The sequence below is a fragment of the Hyphomonas sp. genome, assembly GCF_965284475.1.
Lineage (GTDB): Bacteria > Pseudomonadota > Alphaproteobacteria > Caulobacterales > Hyphomonadaceae > Hyphomonas.
The window spans coordinates 41,366-60,601 of sequence record NZ_OZ260087.1; the positions used below are offsets into that span (position 1 = coordinate 41,366).

Genomic DNA, 19,236 nt, shown 5'->3' on the forward strand with positions numbered 1-19,236 from the left:
GCCTCTAACCTTTCATCAGGTCGACATTCTCAACCGCAATATCACCGCGATTGCGGAAATAGACGACGAGAATGGCGAGGCCGACAGCGGCTTCTGCGGCCGCTACGGTCAAGACGAGCATGGCGAAGATCTGACCGACGATATCACCGTTGAAGACGGAAAACGCGATCAGGTTCAGGTTCACGGATAGCAAGATCAATTCAATCGCCATCAGGATGACGATGATGTTCTTCCGGTTCACGAAGATGCCCACGACTCCAATCGTGAACAGTGCCGCCGACACGGCGAGGTAATGGGAAAGTCCAAGGTCCATGATGTCAGATCCCCTGCCCGGAGCTCGGGTCCTTCAATTCGAATGCGTCGGAACGACGGCGCGCTGTCTGTTTGGCGATGCTCTGCCGTTTGGTTTCCGGCCTGTGGCGCAAGGTCAGGACAATGGCACCGATCATGGCGACGAGCAGGACGATACCGGCGAGTTGGAACAGCAGCATGTATTGGGTGTACATGACCTGTCCGATGGCCTCGGCATTGGTCTCGGCCCCCGGCGAAGCGTCAAACGCCCCGACATGGTTCTCAAGACCCGCAAAGGATGCCAGCACGATCTCGGCAAGGAAAACGGCGCCCACCAGCAGTCCGAACGGCAAATAACTCAGAAAGCCCTGTTTCAATTCCACAAAGTCGACGTCCAGCATCATGACGACAAACAGGAACAGCACGGCCACGGCTCCGACATAGACCACGACAAGAAGCATGGCCAGGAACTCTGCCCCGATCAGGACAAGCAAGCCTGCCGACGTGAAAAAGGCAAGGATCAGGAACAGGACTGAGTGGACGGGATTGCGCGCTGCAATCACCATGATGGCAGACAGGACCACGATCGCGGCCAGTATCCAGAATGCGTAAACTGCCAAAGCCCTCTAAGCCCCTATCCGATGGAACGATTGAGGCCCCTGACCTCTGCGTTCCGGTTTAATCTCTTTACGGGCGCGCCCTATCGATAAGGCGCATCCAGCTCCAGGTTCTTCGCGATAAGGCGTTCCCAGCGGTCGCCATTCGCCAGCAAGCGGTCCTTGTCATAGAACAGCTCTTCCCGCGTCTCTGTCGCGAACTCGAAGTTCGGCCCTTCGACGATCGCATCTACCGGACACGCTTCCTGGCAAAAGCCGCAATAGATGCATTTCACCATGTCAATGTCATAACGCGTCGTGCGCCTTGCACCATCCGCGCGCGGCTCGGCCTCGATCGTGATCGCCTGCGCCGGGCAAACTGCTTCACACAGCTTGCAGGCAATGCAACGCTCTTCACCACTGGCATACCGCCGCAGCGCGTGCTCGCCCCGAAACCGCGGGCTCAGCGGGTTCTTCTCGAAGGGATAGTTCACAGTGGCCTTGCGGCGGAACATTTCCCGCAGGGCCGACCAGAAAGCGCCAATGAAATCGGTCAGCAGCGCGCCGCGAATGGTCTGCGCAATGCTCATGACTGTACTCCGGTATAGGCAACATAACCCGCGACAATCAAAACGGCTGCGAGTGACGTGGGCAGAAAGATTTTCCAGCCGAGGCGCATCAGCTGGTCATAGCGATAGCGGGGCACGATGGCCTTCACCATCGCAAACATGAAGAAGAAGAACAGGATCTTCAGCATGAACCAGAACAGCCCCGACAGGCTCAAAAGCAATGGCGGCCAGTCCTGGACCGCATCACCCAGTGCAAATGGCCCATGCCAACCGCCCAGGAAAAGGATGGTCATCATGGCGCACATCAGAACAATGTTCAGGTACTCGCCCAGCATGAAAAGCAGGTAGGGCGTTGAGCCGTATTCGACCTGATAGCCTGCAACGAGTTCGGATTCCGCTTCCGGCAAGTCGAAGGGTGGGCGATTGGTTTCCGCCAGCGCCGAGATGAAAAACATGACGAACATGGGGAACATGACAAAAATCATCGGGAAATACTGGAGGCTGAATGCGTGCCAGTTCCAGAAACCGCCTGACTGATTCTCCACAATCACGCTGAGATTCATTGATCCCGTCAGCAGGATGACCGTGACGATGATGAAGCCGATCGACACCTCATAAGACACCATCTGCGCGGCAGAGCGCAACGCGCCGAGAAACGGGTATTTGGAATTCGATGCCCAGCCGCCCATGATGATGCCGTAGACACCGAGCGAACTGATGGCGAACAGGTAAAGCACGCCGACATTGAGGTTCGACACGACCCAGCTTGTACCCGATACGGTTCCAGGCGCGACCGGAATGGCGGCCCAGGCTACGAAGGCCAAAGTACAGGTCAGGATTGGGGCAATCAGGAACACTGTCTTGTTGGCCCCGGCCGGAATGACAATTTCCTTGAGCAGGAACTTCCCGAAATCTGCAAAGGACTGAAGCAGACCGAACGGACCAACCACGTTCGGGCCCTTGCGCATCATCACGCCAGCCCAGATCTTGCGATCCAGAAGCAGCAGGAATGCGATGGACAGCAACAGAACGAGGGTGAACAGGCCAATCTGGCCAAGCACCATCCAGAAGCCGGTGAAATCGCCGAATGACTCGATGAGATTGCTCATGCCGCCGCCCTACTCCGCCGCTACCGGAGTGTCTAGGGCCGTGCTGAGCGCTGAACACTCCGCCATGGTCCTGGATGCGCGGGCGATGGGATTTGTCAGGTAGAAATCCTCAAGAATGGCCTTGAATGCGTCCGCCTTGATCGCCCCTCCGGTTTCGGAGCTGACGGTCTGAAGCGCAGAGACACCGCGAAGCCCGGGCGCAAATCCCAGGCCGGAAAACACAGTACTCTCGCCATCAGCACCACGCAGGCTCGCCCGCAAGGCGTCGGCCGTGTCATAAGGCAGCGCCTGCCCCACAATTGCGGACAGGGCGCGGAAAATCGCCCACCCTTCGCGGGCTTCGCCCTTAGGCTGTACCGCGCGGGAGGTCATCTGGACCCGACCTTCCGTGTTCACATAGGTCGCGTCCATCTCGGTATAGGTGGCGCAAGGCAATATGATGTCTGCGCGCGCAGCGCCTGCATCGCCATGTGACCCGACATAGATGACTGTCGCGCCGCCAAGCCCGGACAAATCGGCCTCGTCTGCCCCGAGCAGGACAATTGTATCCAGTCCGCCGCCAAGGATTTGCGATGTTGGTTTGCCGTTCTCACCGGGCACGAAACCCACATCCAGCGCGCCGACACGCCCAGCAGCATTGTGCAGAACGCCAAATCCAGCCCAGCCGTCTGCCACAGCGCCTACATCGAGAGCGAGTCTCTGCGCCGCAGCCAGGATCGCCTGGCCATCTTCGCGGCACAATGCACCTTCCCCGACCACGATCATCGGACGCTTGGCGTCTTTCAGAACCTTGTAGAAATCGCTGTCGGCAACATTGGCCAGCGCATCGCCGCCGGCGCCGAGATGATCATAATCATAAGTCAGATCAGCCGCCTGGCCGACCATGCCAACCTTGAGATCGCCCCAGAGCCAGGATTTGCGAATGCGCGCGTTCCAGACAGAGGCTTCAACACGCGGGTTCGTGCCGATCAGCAACAGGGCATCTGCGTCTTCCACACCCATCAGCGTCGGGTTGAGGATGTAGCGTTCACGCACGCCGTCAGTACCGTATGCGGCGCCTTCAGGACGGCAGTCGGTATTCTGGACGCCCAAAGCGCGGAACAGGTCGAGAGCGGCCTTCGCCTGCTCGACTTCGATCAGGTCTCCGGCGACAACGCCGATCTTTTCAGCTGGCACTGAAAGCGCGGTCTTGGCAGCGGCGAACGCATCACCCCATGTTGCCGGAGCGAGCTTGCCGTTCACACGAACGTAAGGCCGGTCGAGGCGCTGGCGGGCCAGACCGTCCCATACGAACCGGGTTTTGTCGGAAATCCATTCCTCGTTCACTTCCTCGTTGGTCTCCGGCAGGATGCGCATCACGCCATCGCCCTTGGCATCGACGCGGATCGCGGCGCCCATGGCATCCATTACGTCGATGGACGATGTCTTGCGCAGCTCCCATGGGCGCGCATTGAATGCGTACGGCTTGGAGGTCAGGGCCCCCACCGGGCAGAGGTCGATCACGTTGCCGGACAGTTCAGACGTCAGTGATTTTTCGAGATAGGTCGTGATCTCTGCATTCTCGCCGCGGGAGATCATGCCGATCTCTTCCACACCAGCCACCTCCGCCACGAAGCGGACGCAGCGCGTGCACTGGATACAGCGTGTCATGATCGTCTTGACCAACGGACCCATATACTTGTCGTCAACGGCGCGCTTGTTTTCTTCGTAGCGGCTGCCGCCCCGGCCATAGGCCATAGCCTGGTCCTGCAGGTCGCACTCGCCGCCCTGGTCGCAGATCGGGCAATCGAGCGGGTGATTGATCAGCAGAAATTCCATCACGCCATTTCGGGCCTTCTGGACATAGTCACCCTTGGTGCGCACGTTTGGCGCTGAGCCATCCCGGTTCGGGCGCATGTCGCCCACTGTCTGCGCGCATGAGGCAATCGGCTTGGGCGCGCCTTCCCACTCGACAAGGCACATGCGGCAATTGCCGGCCACCGACAGGCGCTCGTGATAGCAGAAGCGCGGAATCTCGGCACCCGCCTCCTCACAGGCCTGCATCAGCGTATAATGCTTCGGGACCTCGATGTCCTTGCCGTCGATATTGAGTTTGAACGTGTCGGACATGTCTTCCTACTCCGCCGCAATCACAGCGCCCTGCACCATGGCGCGGGGCAAGCGATACTGGTTAATGCGGTCTTCAATTTCGGGCCGGAAATGGCGGATCAGCCCCTGGATCGGCCAGGCCGCGGCGTCGCCGAGCGCGCAGATCGTGTGGCCTTCGACCTGTTTGGTCACGTCGAGCAGTGTGTCAATTTCGTCATGCTCGGCTTCACCTTTGACCATGCGTTCCATCACACGCCACATCCAGCCGGTACCTTCGCGGCACGGCGTGCACTGGCCGCAGGATTCGTGCTTGTAGAAGTAGGCAAGCCGCGCGATCGCCTTGATCAGGTCGGTGTCCTTGTCCATGACGATGACGGCCGCCGTGCCGAGTCCCGACTTCAGGTCGCGCAGCGTGTCAAAGTCCATATAGGCGTCCATGATCTGTTCGGCCGGCACCATCGGCACCGACGACCCACCGGGGATGACGGCCTTCAGATTGTCCCAGCCGCCGCGAATGCCGCCGCAATGTGTGTCGATCAGATCGCGGAAGGTGATCGACATTTCTTCTTCCACATTACACGGCTTGTTCACGTGGCCGGAAATGCAGAACAGTTTCGTGCCCGCATTGTTGGGGCGGCCGAAACCGGCAAACCATTCGGCGCCGCGGCGCAGGATTGTCGGCGCGACCGCGATGGATTCCACATTGTTCACGGTCGTAGGGCAGCCATACAGGCCAGCATTGGCCGGGAATGGCGGCTTCATGCGCGGCTGGCCCTTCTTGCCCTCAAGGCTTTCGAGCAAGGCCGTTTCTTCCCCGCAGATATAGGCGCCGGCACCGTGGTGGACGTAGATATCGAAATCCCATCCGTTGACATTGTTATCGCCAATCAGCTTGGCCTCATAGGCTTCCTTGATCGCCGCTTCCATGGCGTGGCGCTCAGCAATGTATTCGCCGCGCAGGTAGACATAACATTTGTGGGCACGCATCGCGCGGCTCGCCACCATGCAGCCTTCGATGAGGAGGTGCGGATCATGCCGCATGATCTCGCGGTCCTTGCAGGTGCCGGGTTCTGATTCATCGGCGTTCACGACGAGGTAATGCGGGCGTTCACGGATTTCCTTGGGCATGAAGGTCCACTTCAGGCCCGTTGGAAATCCGGCGCCACCCCGCCCGCGCAGGCCGCTCGCCTTGATCTGATCGCAAATCCAGTCAGGCCCGAGCGCAAGCATTTCGCGCGTCAGGTGCCACGCACCCCGCTGCCTGGCTGCGTCCAGCCCCGGTGAGTGAAGTCCGTACAGATTTGTGAAGATCCGGTCCTTGTCCTGCAACATGTCCTAGTCCTCATCGCCATTTTTGGCAGTCGTTTCATCGCGCTTGGGCAGCAGGGTGGTCTTGCCACCCTTTCCGGCCTCGGGCGATTCGCGTTTGGTGTTCGTCGGTGGGTCTTCGTCGGGCATGCCCTTGGCTTCGGCGTTTGCATCTTCAGCTGGCACCGGCAGGTTTGGCAGGGCCGAGATAGTGTTCCGGCTTCCATCAAAAAGGTGCGGTTCTGTCAGGAGGGTTGTTCCGCCTTCAGGACCGCTATTGACCCGGTCAATCTGCGGACCAGGCTGCGCTTCTGCACCATTCTTGAGTTTCGAGATGATCTTGCTGAAGCTGTCCGGTGACAGGTCCTCATAATAGTCATCATTGATCTGCGCCATCGGCGCGTTCACACATGCACCAAGGCACTCAACTTCTTCCCAGGAAAGGCGCTTGTCGTCGGTGACATACATCGCCGGGCCGATTTCCTTCTTGCAGACGTCCCTCAGGGCTTCAGCGCCGCGCAGCATGCAGGGCGTCGTGCCGCACAGCTGGATGTGAAACTTTCCAACCGGCTGCATACGGAACATCGTGTAAAACGTCGCCACTTCGTAGACGCGGATGTAGGGCATCTCGAGACGATCAGCGACTTCACGCATTGCCGGCTCGGACAGCCAGCCATGATTGTCCTTCTGCGCCAGCCACAGCATCGGGATCACAGCCGAGCGCTGGCGATCCGCCGGATATTTGGCGCGCCAGAAGGCGATCTTGTCTTCTGTCTCAGGCTTGAAAGCGAACGTATCGCCTCCCGCCTCGATATCGAACCGGCGCAATGCCATCTAAACGTCCTCCGTGGACGGCAGCACCACGCGGCCTGCCTCGTCCAGTGTCCAAAACGGGTTGTACGCAACTTCCCAGGCATTGCCTTCAGGGTCAGTGAAATACCCCGAATAGCCACCCCAGAACGCCTTGTGTGGCGGCGCTGTAATCGTCACGCCTGCGCTGGCAAGATCAGCGAATATGCCATCGACCTCATCGATGGAACGTGCGTTGTATGCGAGTGCAAGGGCCTTGAAATCACCCGTCCGGTTGTTGGGCAATCCGGCATCGTCCGCCAGCCTGTCCTCTTCCCACAGGCCGAGAATGAACCCGCCCATGTCAAACATGCTCATGCCCTCGGGGCCGACATTTTTGAAGCCCAGCACGGTTTCATAGAAGCCGGTCAAGGCCGCACGATCCCGCACGCCGATTGTGATGATTGAAAGCCTGCGCTCCGGAAAAGCTGCCATGGCTCAGACGCCCCGCGCGAAATCAACGCGGGCAATCCTGCCGTCGCTAATCGTGTAGATCGCGGCCACTTCAAAGCGCTCGCCACCCGGCGCACGCTCGACCCGCTCATGGTCTATGACAGTTGTTCCAAGGTCAATCCGGTTGGCCAGTTCCGCACGGTTCTGCGGGTGCTGAGCGAACAGGTCCAGATGGCGCGCCCGGATGGCGTCATGCCCCGTCTGCGTGACAGCGCCATTGAGCCCCGCCAGCTGAGCGTCTTCAGCATAGCATGCCATGAATGCCTCAATGTCGTGCGCATTATAAGCATCGAGTTGGCGCTGGATTAGGTCAGCAGACGCACTCACCGGTCCACCTCCCCGAACACGATATCCAGCGACCCAAGGATCGCTGAAACGTCGGCCAGCTGGTGACCCTTGGACAAGTGATCCATTGCCTGAAGATGAGGAAACCCCGGCGCACGGACCTTGGCGCGATAGGGCTTGTTGGTACCGTCAGACACGAGGTACACGCCAAATTCGCCTTTAGGCGCCTCAATGGCGGCGTAACATTCGCCCTCCGGCACGTGGAAGCCTTCGGTGTAAAGCTTGAAGTGATGGATCAGGGCTTCCATCGAATTCTTCATCTCGGCACGGCGCGGTGGTGCCAACTTGGAATCGCGCGGCAGAACCGGCCCTGGACCTTCCTTTGCGAGCAATTCGATGCATTGCTGGATGATCTTGGTCGACTCCTTCATTTCCTCCATGCGGCAGACATAGCGGTCGTAATTATCGCCGTTCCGGCCAACCGGAATTTTGAAGTCGAGCTCCTCATAGCATTCATAAGGCTGTGCCCGGCGCAGGTCCCATGTGAGGCCCGAGCCACGCACCATCACGCCGGTAAACCCCCAGTCCATGATCGTCTTCACGTCAACAACGCCGATATCTGCATTGCGCTGCTTGAAGATGCGATTCTCGGTGATCAACGACTCGAGACGGTTCATGGCCACCGGAAAATGGAGGCACCATTCGGCGATATCATCAATCAAGGCCTGCGGAAGGTCCTGATGAACCCCGCCCGGCCGGAAATAGGCTGCGTGCATGCGGCTGCCTGACGCGCGCTCATAGAAGACGCAGAGTTTCTCGCGTTCTTCAAAGCCCCAGGTAATGGGAGTGAGCGCGCCCACATCCATCGCCTGCGTGGTGACGTTCAGGATGTGCGACATGATCCGGCCGATCTCGGAGAACATGACCCGGATCAGGCTGGCGCGGCGCGGCACCTCGATGCCCATCAGCTTTTCGATCGCAAGACACCAGGCATGCTCCTGGTTCATCGGCGAGCAATAATCGAGGCGGTCAAAGTATGGCAGCCCCTGCAGGAATGTCTTGTATTCCAGCAGTTTTTCAGTGCCGCGATGCAACAGGCCTATATGGCTGTCGATGCGCGTAACGACTTCGCCATCCAGATCCATGATCATGCGAAGCACGCCATGCGCCGCCGGATGCTGTGGACCAAAATTCAGCGTGAACTTGCGTTCATCCTCGATGGACGTGTGGATCGTATCGGCCATTACTCGGGAGCCTCCTCGGAGACGGCTTTTTCATCACCGGGCATCTCGCTGGTCATGCCTTCCCAGGGCGAGAGGAAATCGAAGTTCCTGTATTCCTGCGTCAACTGGACCGGCTCGTAGACAACCCGCTTTTCAAGATCGTCATAGCGGACCTCGTAATTTCCGGTCAGCGGAAAATCCTTGCGCAGCGGATAGCCCTCAAAACCATAGTCCGTGAGAATCCGGCGCAGGTCAGGGTGATCAGCAAACTGGATCCCGTACATATCGAACGCCTCACGCTCGAACCAGTTCGCCGCAGGCCAGATAGCCGTTGCGCTCGGCACGGGCGCTTCTTCATCGGTGCGGATGCGCACACGAATGCGATGATTCATGCGCATCGACAGCAGGTGATACACGACTTCAAACCGGTCAGAGCGCTCTGGATAATCCACGCCGCAAATGTCGATCAGTGTTTCGAAATTGCACTGCTGATCGTCACGCAGGAAACGCAACAGACGCACGACATGATCGCGCTCGGCGAGCAGCGTAAGCTCGCCTACCACGACCTGCGACGCGCGCACGGCATCACCCTGCCTCGCTTCGATATGGGCTGCGAGATCTCTTAGGGCTTCGATACTCATTCTTATTCCCCTAGCGCTCGATCGAGCCTTCGCGCCGAATTTTCTTCTGCAATTGAAGGAAGCCGTAGACGAGCGCCTCAGCTGTCGGCGGACAACCCGGCACATAGATGTCGACCGGCACGATGCGGTCACAACCGCGCACAACGGAATAGCTGTAGTGATAGTAGCCCCCGCCATTAGCGCAGCTGCCCATGGAGATCACGTAGCGTGGCTCGGGCATCTGATCGTAGACCTTGCGCAGGGCTGGCGCCATCTTGTTGGTCAGCGTGCCGGCAACGATCATGACATCTGATTGACGTGGCGAACCGCGCGGCGCCATCCCGAATCGTTCCAGGTCATAACGCGGGTTGCCAGCGTGCATCATTTCGACGGCGCAACAGGCCAGGCCGAACGTCATCCACATCAGAGAACCGGTGCGAGCCCAGGTAATCAGGTCATCCGCAGCGGCGGTGAAGTAGCCCTTGTCGGCAAGCTCATCCGACAGGCCATTGTAGAACGGGTCATCGTCGCGGGGCACAAAGCCCCCTTCAACACCCGCGCGGGCACTTCCAAGCGCGTACTTTTTGAAGCCGTCGTCTGCCACTATTCCCACTCCAGCGCGCCACGGCGCCATTCGTAGATGAATCCTACGGTGAGCACTCCAAGGAAGACCACCATTGACCAGAAGCCCACGAGCCCGATCGTGCCGAGCGAAATTGCCCACGGAAACAGGAATGCCACTTCAAGATCGAAGATGATGAACAGGATGGCGACGAGGTAGAATCTCACGTCAAATTTCATCCGGGCATCGTCGAATGCGTTGAATCCACACTCATAAGCCGAGTTTTTCTCAGGGTCAGGATTCGAGGGCGCCAGCAGGAATGTGCCGACTATGAATAGACCTGATATCACCGCGCCAATCACCAGGAATATGATCACTGGAAGGTAATCCAGTGCGAGCCGTTCAATCTCGGTCATGTTCATTGTCTCCTGACCTTGTCTGGCGCCGGATTAGGACGGTTTTGCCCGCCACGCAACAGACAGTCACATTATATCGCGGGTCTCACTTTATCGCTTCAGATAGCTTAATTCACGCCTAAGCGGCTGCGGCGGTGCGTCACGGACAGGTGCTTACCACCCGCATCTGCGCCGTATCGGGCTTTTCAAAAAAACAGGATGCCCGAACTTTAGCCGCGAATGCTTTAAATCCGCCTTCGGGGGCCTCAGATCGCGGCGAGGGCCTTGTGCGCTTTTGCGCTGATTCCTTTCCAGTCTTCTGCCGCAATGTCTGCCCCGGTCGCGATCCACGAACCGCCAGCAGCGAACACGTTGGGAAGCGCAAGATATTTTCCGACATCACTTTCCGTGATCCCGCCCGTCGGCATGAACCGAAGGTGGGGAAGCGGACCCCCAATCGCCTTCAAGGCACCGACCCCACCCACAATTGAGGCCGGAAACAATTTGAGAAGATCAAACCCTTCTTCATGCCGCGCCATCGCTTCACTTGCAGTTGCCACACCGGGGATCATCAAACGGCGGCGACCGCCGAGCCCGGCCAGCAATTGTGGCGACATGCCGGGAGACACCAGAAAGTCAGAGCCTGCCGACAGGGCGTTTTCTGCGTCTGTTTCAGTCAGCACCGTTCCCGCGCCCACTTTCAGGCCGGGTTCAGCGGTTTTCATCTCTTCAATCACACCCAATCCAGAGGGCGTGCGCAATGTGACCTCCGCGATGGTCAATCCGCCATCGACCAGCGCGCGAGCTAGCGGCGCTGCGACCTCGATTCGATCGACAACCAGCACTGGCACAATCGGCGCCTTGCTCGCAGCCTCCACAAGGGATTTCAGAGGGAATGTCATCGCTTGATCTCCTGTTCATGGAAGGCCGCTGCACCGATAAGCGGCGCTTCGGGGTCACGCATCAGCCAAACAGGACAATTGCGCAAGTATTTGCTAAGCGGGCCGCGCCGGACGAATCTCTCCTGCGCTTCGGGCGAAGTCAGGAAGTCGGTTATGCGTTCGCTGACGCCCCCGGCAAGTACAACGCCGCCAAGCGCCCCATTCGCCAGCACCAGATCGCCCGCAGCGCTCATCACGGCATTCGCCCGGATCTGGATTAAGGACCGGAACATTTCATCGCCGTCATCCGCCAGTCGACGCATCTCCTGAGGGCCTAATTTCGCGTAGGCCCGCCCATGGATTTCGCAGAGTGCCTCATGGACCGCGTTGAGTCCGCTTCCGGATGCGACCAGTTCGTTCGACACATATCCGTGTCGCTGGAGCAGAACTTTCGCTAATTCCAGTTCATCCTGATCACGCGGAGCGAACGCCATGTGCCCGCCCTCCCCGTTCAACACCTGCCAGCCGCTTTCATCGGAGCCAAACAGGGTCGCGACGCCAAAACCGGTGCCAGGGCCAGCGACAAGAATGGGGGCGCCTGCGACCGGATACCCATTGATGATCGTGTCGAACCTCGCCCGGTCGAGTTCCGGCACCGCCCGGGCCATGCCCGCAAAGTCATTGATAAGATGAACATGCGCAATATTGAACCGGCGTGAAATCTCGTGCGCCGACACATGCCAGGGCCGGTTGGTAAGCTGGACTTCACCATTTTCAACAGGACCTGCCAGAGCGAAGCAGGCATGTTCCGGCTCGAGTCCCTTGTCGTTCAGATACCGCGCCAACACATCATGGAACGAATCAAAATCGTCGCCTTCGAACCTTTGATACTGGTCTATGAGGAAGCGGCCATTTTCACGCCGCGCGATCCCAAAGCGAACATTGGTGCCCCCAACGTCTCCCACCAGCATCGCGCTCAACGCCACTCAGCTACCCTCGCCGAGAAATGCAAACTGGCTGGCACCCGTGTCAGCCGTCCCTGCCATCTGGCGGAAGTACGAGAACATTTCCCTGCCCAACCCCATCGCGGATGCGTTCGGACGGAATTGCGCTGGTTCGCGAGCGAGGAACGTGGCGTCGTCGACTTTGACGTCCAGAGTGCCTTTCTCCGAATCGAATGCGATCATGTCGCCATCCCTTACACGCGCCAGCGGCCCGCCGCGGGCCGCTTCGGGGCTCATATGAATTGCCGAGGGGATTTTCCCGCTGGCACCGGACATTCGTCCGTCGGTAACCAGTGCAACCTTGTGGCCTCTATCCTGCAAAATACCGAGCACGGGCGTCAGTCCATGCAGTTCGGGCATGCCATTGGCTGCCGGCCCTTGGAATCTCACGACCGCCACGAAGTCCCGATCCAGGTGTCCAGCCTCGAATGCGGCCTTCAGCGCCCCTTGCGTATCAAACACGATCGCTGGCGCTTCCAAGACACGATTGGCCGGCTTGACAGCTGACACCTTGCTCACCCCGCGTCCGAGCCGTCCGTCCATCAGGCGAAGACCGCCATCCCTGGAGAACGGATCAGACGCCGGGCGCAGAATATCGAGGTCTGCGCTGTGGGACGGTGCGCTTCGCCACACGAGCGTGCCATCCTCGAAGACAGGTTCACGATCATAGCCAGAGATCGGCCCGGCGACGCCTTCAGCATCGCCATGCATGAGGCCCGCGCCGAGAAGTTCCCTGACGAGGAAACTCATCCCGCCCGCAGCATGGAAATGGTTCACGTCTGAAGGCCCGTTTGGATAGATGCGGGCCAATAGCGGCGTGACGGCGCTGATGTCGGCAAAGTCTTCCAGTGACACCTGAATACCTGCGGCGGCTGCCATCGCCGGAATGTGAAGCGCGTGGTTGGTTGAGCCGCCCGTCGCCATGAGGCCGACAATCCCGTTGACGATGGACCGCTCGTCTATCAGTTCCCCAGCCGGCCTGTAGTCTTCACCCTGGGCTGTGATCTCAGCCGCCCGTGCGGTCGCGGCGCGTGTAAGCGCCTCGCGCAAGGGTGTCCCCGGATTGGTGAACGCCGCGCCGGGCAGATGGAACCCCATCACTTCCATCAACATCTGGTTCGAATTGGCCGTGCCGTAGAACGTGCAGGTTCCCTGCGTGTGATAACTCTCGGCCTCGGCACGCAGCAATTCTTCGCGTCCGACTTTACCTTCAGCGAAGAGCTGCCGAATGCGAACCTTTTCGGGGTTCGGTAGACCTGAGGGCATCGGGCCTGCGGGCACGAAGACTGAAGGAATCCAGCCGAAACGTAGCGCCGCGATAACCAGCCCCGGCACGATCTTGTCGCACACGCCAAGGTGCAAGGCCGCATCGAACACGTCATGGCTCAGCCCGATGGCGGATGACATCGCGATCACGTCTCGCGAAAAGAGCGAAAGCTCCATGCCTTCCTGGCCTTGAGTGACCCCGTCGCACATTGCGGGCACACCTCCGGCCACCTGCGCGATAGCGCCGACCTCTCTTGCCGCCCGCCGGATGATATCCGGATAGCCCTCAAAGGGCGCATGAGCCGACAGCATGTCATTATAGGACGTGATGATCCCGATGTTCGGCCAGCCACCGCCAAGCAGTTCGGACTTCTCCATGACCGCGCACCCAGCCGATGCGTGGGCCAGATTGCCCTCGGTCATTTTCATTCGCGCAAAACCGTCAGGGCGACGCGACCTTATCAGTTCAAGATAGGCTGCCCTTGTTTCCCTGGAGCGGTGGCGAATACGGTCCGTTACGTCGGCTATTGTGGGGTGCAGTATTGTCATCATGGTGCCCATATGACCGTGAGGCGGGGGCCAAGTCCATCGACAGCGAAGCGTATCGGCTTTTCAGCTGGATCTGATTTCAGCGCAGCCTCAAAGACTTCGCGCTTCTCGACGCCGAACAGCAGCAGGATTGCTGCATCTGAATCGATGATGGCCGACCCGGTTAATGTCAGGCGGTGCGGCATGCTGCCTGCAACCGGGCAACCCGTCGCGTCGATGGCTGCGACGACCCTATCCTCCTCCGCCTGCATGGCATCCCTGAGGCCCTTTGAGCCCGGAAACCAGCTGGCAGTGTGCCCGTCATTGCCCATGCCCAGAACGATCAGGTCGATGGGATCGCAATGAGGCTTGTATGCCATCCCCCTGTCAGCCACGGCGTCGCTTGCGGTTGGCGCGTCTGTTTTCATCGGCACGAAGCCTGCAGCGCCGGCCCGTCCCGTGAGCAGGTGGTGGCGCACAAGGCGTTCGTTCGACCCGGCATCAACAGGACTGACCCATCGCTCATCGACCAGCCCGACCGTCACCCGGCCCCAAGCCAGCTCTTTGTTCGCCAAGCGGTCAAACAGCGGGACAGGCGTTGACCCACCCGACACAAGAAAGCTTGCCCGGCCGGAATCCGCTATCGCGGCCTCAAGCACGCCTGCGGCCATTCTGGCCGCAAAATCTACGGCTTCTTCGCGGGTCGCGTGGCTGAGGAACTCATGCTTCATCCGGTCTGCGTCCCTTCGAACCATTCACGCCCGTCCCGGTCCATCATCATGGCAGCAGCCAGCGGACCGTTGCTTCCAGCAGCGTAGAGTTCTGGCGCGTCTCCGGACTGTTCCCATGCATCGATCAGTCCATCGACCCAGGCCCATGCGGCTTCCACTTCATCGCGGCGCATGAACAGGGAAAGGTTGCCCCTTACGACATCCATCAGCAGGCGCTCGTAAGCGTCTGGGTACCTGACCGTGAAACTCTCCGCATAGGACAAGTTGAGCGGCAGGGATTTTACCCGCAATCCGCCGGGGCCAGGCTCCTTGATCTGCACATAAAGCCTCACGCCTTCATCCGGCTGGAGGCGAATGACGAGCCGATTGACCGCGTCATTGCCTTCACCGAACAGCGAGTGCGGCGCTGGCTTGAACTGGATCACGATGTCTGAATGTCGTTTTGGCAGTCGCTTGCCTGTGCGCAGATAAAAGGGAACGCCAGCCCAGCGCCAATTATCGACCGACGCCTTGATCGCCACGAAGGTTTCAGTCGTGCTTTTGGCGCCTCCGCTGAGTTCGTCGATATAACCTTTGACAGGCTCGTCCCCACGCACGCCGGCCTTGTACTGGCCGCGGACCGTCAATCGACGCGTCGCGTCACCGGAAATGGGCGTCAACGCATTGAGTACTTTGATCTTTTCAGTCCGGATGTCATCGTCATCAAGATGATTTGGCGGCTCCATTGCCGTTAAGCAGAGCAATTGCAGCATGTGGTTCTGCACCATGTCACGCAAGGCGCCGGATCTGTCATAATAATCAGCGCGGCCCTCAAGACCGAGATCTTCGGCCACTGTAATCTGGACGTGATCGACGTAATTGCGCGACCAGAGGGGCTCAAACAACATGTTGGCAAACCGAAGCACGAGCAGATTCTGAACGGTCTCTTTCCCAAGATAGTGGTCAATGCGGAAAACCTGACGCTCTGCAAACACAGCCCCTACGCCATCATTGATCTCGCGGGCAGACTCCAGGTCCGTCCCGATGGGCTTTTCAAGAACGACACGCGCCCGCTCGGTTGCAAGCCCTGCCCTTCCAAGCGCTTCGGAAATGCCCACATAGAGACGTGGCGAGGTCGCAAGATAGAACACGCATGGCCGCTTGGAATCGCCTGACAGTTTGGACTTCAGGGTCGGCCAGTCGGCTTTTGCGTCAGTCGCGTCGATGGAGACATATTCAATAATCTTTTCGAACGACTCCCAGGCCTCTGCATCCCAGTTCTCTCCTGAGGCAGTTTCGCACGCTTCCCGCGCCATCGCGCGATACTCCCCGGTAGACATTTCCGATCGCGCTGTTCCGACAATACGGCTCGTCGCGGGAATCTGCTCATCGACCCACCGGTGATAAAGGGCGGGCAGGAGCTTGCGACGGGACAGGTCTCCGGTGCCTCCGAAAATAACGATGTCAAAGGGCTCAACCGGAACGAATTTCGCCATACTGGATACTCCGAGCGCTATCGGATTCACGCGTTCCACGGGAATCTGGCTCTGACTATCGTATTTCGCCTGAGTTGCCAAAGCCGTTCTCGGCTCACAGGGCCAATCATTTGAATGCCCTAGCCACGCTAAGCTGTCGTAGCGTCAACGCGTGTCAGATTCGGCCAATCCAGACGGAATATTCAGGTACACTGTCCGATGCATTTTCAGCCCATCCGGACTCAGCCCAGGCTGTCACGCCCGATGGCAGAAAATCCGGGCGCGCAATCGGTACGGCACCGAGGTTGAACAGGCAAAGCACATTTTCGTCACGACCCATGCGACGGAACGCCAACAAAGGTTCCTGAGCATCGAAGAATTCGATATCTCCCACCATCAAAGCTGCCGAATCCTTACGAAGTCTCAGAATCTCACGCGTGAAATTAAGCACTGATCCGGCATCTTCGCTCTGCTGATCCACTGCGGCCTCGGCATGCCCCTGCCCGTTCGGAAGCCATGGGCTACCCGTTGTGAAACCTGCCGCCGCCTGCCCCTTCACCCATGGCATGGGTGTTCGGGCACCGTCCCGTCCAAGTGTGAGCGGCCAGTTCGCAATCGCCTCGGGATCCTGCAATGCCTCGTAGGCGATTTCCGCCTGGGGCAAGCCAAGCTCTTCGCCCTGATACAGTATCGGATTTCCCCGGAGGCATAGCAGGAGCGCATTGGTCAATCTCGCAAATCTGTTTCGGTCCCTGCCGTCATACCAGCGCGATACACATCGCGGCGCGTCGTGGTTGGAAAAGGCCCATGACGGCCAACCCGTTTCAAAACCGCCCATCCAGTTCGATTGCGCGCGACGAACGCGCCGCGGTGTCAATGTTGACGCATAGAGAAAGTCAAAACTATAGGCTGAACTCAAGCGCGCATCGCCCATCGTGAACGCTTTCATTTCCGGCAGCGGATCAGGCCCGGCAACTTCCGCCACCGTGAAGACCGCACCATATCCGTCCGTCAACCCGCGCACGCGTTCCAGGAATTTCGGGATGTCCGGATGGGATTGATTGTGGACGTGATGTTGCAGGTCGTGTGGCCGGGTGATTGTCCGGTTGCCGATTTCCCTGGCCGGGTTGTCCGTAAACTCGGGATCGAACATCGAGAAGTTGATTGCATCCAGCCTGAATCCGTCCACGCCCCGGTCCAGCCAGAAGCGAGACGCGGCGAGCAACGCATCCTGAACCTCGCGATTGTGGAGATTGAGCTGCGGCTGGCTGGGCAGGAAATTGTGCATATAATATTGTTGCCTGCGCGCATCCCAGGTCCACGCAGGGCCACCAAACACAGCCTGCCAGTTATTGGGTGGTGAGCCGTCCGGCCTGGCGTTCTGCCACACATACCAGTCAGCTTTCTTGTTTTCACGGTTGCCCCGGCTTTCGCGAAACCATGCGTGCTCATCCGATGTATGTGACATCACCTGATCGATGATCACGCGCAGGCCTTCTCCATGCGCAACCTCGATGAGGTGATCGAAGTCATCAAGCGTTCCGAAAATCGGGTCGACATCGCAATAGTCGGACACGTCGTATCCGAAATCCTTCATTGGCGACGTGAAGAATGGCGATATCCACAGCCCGCAGACGCCGAGCGAGGCGATGTATCCGAGCTTTTCGGTAATCCCCGGCAAGTCACCGACGCCATCGCCATTCGTGTCCAGATAGCTGCGCGGGTAGACCTGGTAGATAACCGCCCCGCGCCACCATGGCTGTGATGCACTACCGGTCGTGCCCAGTTGCGTCTGCTTGGAGCCCGTCATTTCATGCAAACCCTTCCTAACATGTATCCCGTTCAATCAATTGCTCCACCACAGGGGCAACTTATGAGAAATATGGGATTTCAACTTTGCTACACCACAAATGCAGCCTAGATGAACAGATATGGAATTTGACACCCGCTCTTTCCGGGACGCACTCGGCCTGTTCGTCACTGGTGTAACGATCATAACAGCCCGAACGGAAGACGGCGAACCCTTCGGCGTGACCGCGAACAGCTTCAATTCCGTTTCCATGGACCCGCCCTTGATACTCTGGTCGCTCAGCCGCGGATCACGCAGTGTCACAGCCTTTCAAAATGCCGGTCACTTCTGTGTTCATATCCTGCGAGAGGATCAATCGGAGCTTTCACGGCATTTCTCCAGAAGGGACGTCGACAAATTCGAAGGAATTGAGTTCGAACCCGGCGAAGGAGGCGCGCCCATTCTTCCTCGCAGCGCAGCGCGACTCGAATGCCGAACGTATGCCCAGCATGATGGTGGCGACCACATTATCTTCCTCGGTGAGGTCATTCGCATCTCGGCGGATCACACTGCCCGCCCGCTCCTGTTTCATGGCGGGCGTTATGCCGTGTTATCTGATACGGTAGAAAAACAGGACGCCGGGATTGGTTAGCAGGCGTCCGGGCAAAGGCGTTGGGACGCAGATGAACCTGTTCGTGCGATTCGTGTTCGTTTTGATTGCGGCGCTGCGCCGTCAGTCTTCCGTGGGGCCACTTGAAGCATCACGGCTTCAGCTACGCGTCTGGTTCACAGACCTGTCCTTCTCTCAGTGCGTGCCCCTGCACCGTATCCGCTCCTACACCGACCTGGCAACGGTCAACTCGGTGATGCAGATCGGCTTGGGCCGCATGGTGCGCCAGAACGGCTGGATGCCCATCATTCAGGCGGAATCAATTCGCCAGACCGGTGACCTGCGCCTCGCCCAGAAGTTCGAAGTTATTACATCAATCGTCGGATGGCAGGACAATTATGTCTGCTATGTCCATGAATTTATCGCGGCTGGCCAGCATGTTGCCGTCAGCACCATGCTGGCGCGAATCATCGGCCGCAAAGGATCGCCTGTGCCGATCAGCTCAATTGCCCGCGAACTGGGTGCACCTGATCTTAGCCCCGCTCTTGATCCCAGTTTTCGCCAGATGATTATCGATTCCGAACGCGGAAGAGCCGTCGGAGCAGGCTCCACGCCCTGCACCTGA

Annotated in this window: 21 protein-coding genes; 2 read left to right on the top strand and 19 right to left on the bottom strand. The window is 58.9% G+C overall.

Features of this window, described 5'->3' with window-relative positions:
- Positions 1 to 4: 4 nt before the first annotated feature.
- The 19 genes from nuoK to ACQ66M_RS00275 all read right to left on the bottom strand — a co-directional run bounded on the left by nuoK (position 5) and on the right by ACQ66M_RS00275 (position 18,022).
- Positions 5 to 313: an NADH-quinone oxidoreductase subunit NuoK gene (gene nuoK, locus ACQ66M_RS00185; RefSeq protein WP_350172506.1), complete on the bottom strand. Its 309-nt coding sequence runs from the start codon at positions 311 to 313 to the stop codon at positions 5 to 7.
- Between the two features lie 4 nt (positions 314 to 317).
- Positions 318 to 857, bottom strand: coding sequence for an NADH-quinone oxidoreductase subunit J (locus ACQ66M_RS00190; protein ID WP_430405102.1), 540 nt, complete (start codon positions 855 to 857; stop codon positions 318 to 320).
- Positions 858 to 991: 134 nt separating this feature from the next.
- Complete coding sequence (gene nuoI / locus ACQ66M_RS00195) at positions 992 to 1,477, bottom strand: NADH-quinone oxidoreductase subunit NuoI (protein ID WP_045695645.1); 486 nt, start codon at positions 1,475 to 1,477, stop codon at positions 992 to 994.
- Positions 1,474 to 2,565 (bottom strand): NADH-quinone oxidoreductase subunit NuoH, encoded by a 1,092-nt coding sequence (gene nuoH, locus ACQ66M_RS00200; RefSeq protein ID WP_350172510.1) that lies wholly within the window; start codon positions 2,563 to 2,565, stop codon positions 1,474 to 1,476. The genes nuoI and nuoH overlap by 4 nt, the downstream gene beginning before the upstream one ends.
- A 9-nt stretch (positions 2,566 to 2,574) precedes the next feature.
- A complete protein-coding gene (nuoG, locus tag ACQ66M_RS00205) occupies positions 2,575 to 4,674 on the bottom strand; it encodes an NADH-quinone oxidoreductase subunit NuoG (protein WP_430401243.1) in 2,100 nt (699 codons plus the stop codon).
- Positions 4,675 to 4,680: 6 nt separating this feature from the next.
- Positions 4,681 to 5,985 carry an NADH-quinone oxidoreductase subunit NuoF gene (nuoF, locus tag ACQ66M_RS00210; RefSeq protein ID WP_430401245.1) on the bottom strand — a complete coding sequence of 435 codons (1,305 nt, stop codon included), beginning with the start codon at positions 5,983 to 5,985 and terminating at the stop codon, positions 4,681 to 4,683.
- A gap of 3 nt (positions 5,986 to 5,988) precedes the next feature.
- Positions 5,989 to 6,795, bottom strand: a complete 807-nt coding sequence (gene nuoE / locus ACQ66M_RS00215; protein WP_350172516.1) for an NADH-quinone oxidoreductase subunit NuoE — start codon at positions 6,793 to 6,795, stop codon at positions 5,989 to 5,991.
- A complete protein-coding gene (locus ACQ66M_RS00220; RefSeq protein WP_350172519.1) occupies positions 6,796 to 7,245 on the bottom strand; it encodes a VOC family protein in 450 nt (149 codons plus the stop codon). It abuts the gene before it with no gap.
- 3 nt (positions 7,246 to 7,248) lie between these two features.
- Positions 7,249 to 7,590 (bottom strand): SgcJ/EcaC family oxidoreductase, encoded by a 342-nt coding sequence (locus ACQ66M_RS00225; RefSeq protein WP_350172521.1) that lies wholly within the window; start codon positions 7,588 to 7,590, stop codon positions 7,249 to 7,251.
- Positions 7,587 to 8,792, bottom strand: a complete 1,206-nt coding sequence (locus ACQ66M_RS00230; protein ID WP_430401246.1) for an NADH-quinone oxidoreductase subunit D — start codon at positions 8,790 to 8,792, stop codon at positions 7,587 to 7,589. The genes ACQ66M_RS00225 and ACQ66M_RS00230 overlap by 4 nt, the downstream gene beginning before the upstream one ends.
- A complete protein-coding gene (locus tag ACQ66M_RS00235) occupies positions 8,792 to 9,412 on the bottom strand; it encodes an NADH-quinone oxidoreductase subunit C (protein ID WP_350172525.1) in 621 nt (206 codons plus the stop codon). The genes ACQ66M_RS00230 and ACQ66M_RS00235 overlap by 1 nt, the downstream gene beginning before the upstream one ends.
- Positions 9,413 to 9,422: 10 nt before the next feature.
- Positions 9,423 to 10,025: a NuoB/complex I 20 kDa subunit family protein gene (locus ACQ66M_RS00240; RefSeq protein WP_430401247.1), complete on the bottom strand. Its 603-nt coding sequence runs from the start codon at positions 10,023 to 10,025 to the stop codon at positions 9,423 to 9,425.
- On the bottom strand, positions 9,995 to 10,369 hold the full coding sequence (locus ACQ66M_RS00245; protein ID WP_350172529.1) for an NADH-quinone oxidoreductase subunit A: 375 nt from the start codon (positions 10,367 to 10,369) through the stop codon (positions 9,995 to 9,997). Before ACQ66M_RS00245 ends, ACQ66M_RS00240 begins: the two co-directional genes overlap by 31 nt.
- Positions 10,370 to 10,614: 245 nt before the next feature.
- Positions 10,615 to 11,250: a bifunctional 4-hydroxy-2-oxoglutarate aldolase/2-dehydro-3-deoxy-phosphogluconate aldolase gene (locus tag ACQ66M_RS00250; RefSeq protein ID WP_350172531.1), complete on the bottom strand. Its 636-nt coding sequence runs from the start codon at positions 11,248 to 11,250 to the stop codon at positions 10,615 to 10,617.
- On the bottom strand, positions 11,247 to 12,215 hold the full coding sequence (locus tag ACQ66M_RS00255; RefSeq protein ID WP_350172533.1) for a glucokinase: 969 nt from the start codon (positions 12,213 to 12,215) through the stop codon (positions 11,247 to 11,249). The genes ACQ66M_RS00250 and ACQ66M_RS00255 overlap by 4 nt, the downstream gene beginning before the upstream one ends.
- Complete coding sequence (edd, locus tag ACQ66M_RS00260; RefSeq protein WP_350172599.1) at positions 12,216 to 14,048, bottom strand: phosphogluconate dehydratase; 1,833 nt, start codon at positions 14,046 to 14,048, stop codon at positions 12,216 to 12,218.
- Positions 14,048 to 14,758 carry a 6-phosphogluconolactonase gene (gene pgl, locus ACQ66M_RS00265; RefSeq protein ID WP_430401248.1) on the bottom strand — a complete coding sequence of 237 codons (711 nt, stop codon included), beginning with the start codon at positions 14,756 to 14,758 and terminating at the stop codon, positions 14,048 to 14,050. The genes edd and pgl overlap by 1 nt, the downstream gene beginning before the upstream one ends.
- A complete protein-coding gene (gene zwf, locus ACQ66M_RS00270; RefSeq protein WP_350172537.1) occupies positions 14,755 to 16,233 on the bottom strand; it encodes a glucose-6-phosphate dehydrogenase in 1,479 nt (492 codons plus the stop codon). Before zwf ends, pgl begins: the two co-directional genes overlap by 4 nt.
- Before the next feature lie 154 nt (positions 16,234 to 16,387).
- Positions 16,388 to 18,022: an alpha-amylase family glycosyl hydrolase gene (locus tag ACQ66M_RS00275; RefSeq protein ID WP_430401249.1), complete on the bottom strand. Its 1,635-nt coding sequence runs from the start codon at positions 18,020 to 18,022 to the stop codon at positions 16,388 to 16,390.
- 121 nt (positions 18,023 to 18,143) lie between these two features.
- Between ACQ66M_RS00275 and ACQ66M_RS00280 the strand changes: the two genes are divergently transcribed.
- Entirely contained in the window at positions 18,144 to 18,653 is a 510-nt protein-coding gene (locus ACQ66M_RS00280; RefSeq protein WP_350172541.1) for a flavin reductase family protein, read from the top strand.
- Positions 18,654 to 18,684: 31 nt separating this feature from the next.
- The gene (locus ACQ66M_RS00285) at positions 18,685 to 19,236 is read left to right on the top strand and encodes a thioesterase family protein (protein WP_430401251.1); all 552 of its coding nucleotides are present in this window, start codon (positions 18,685 to 18,687) and stop codon (positions 19,234 to 19,236) included.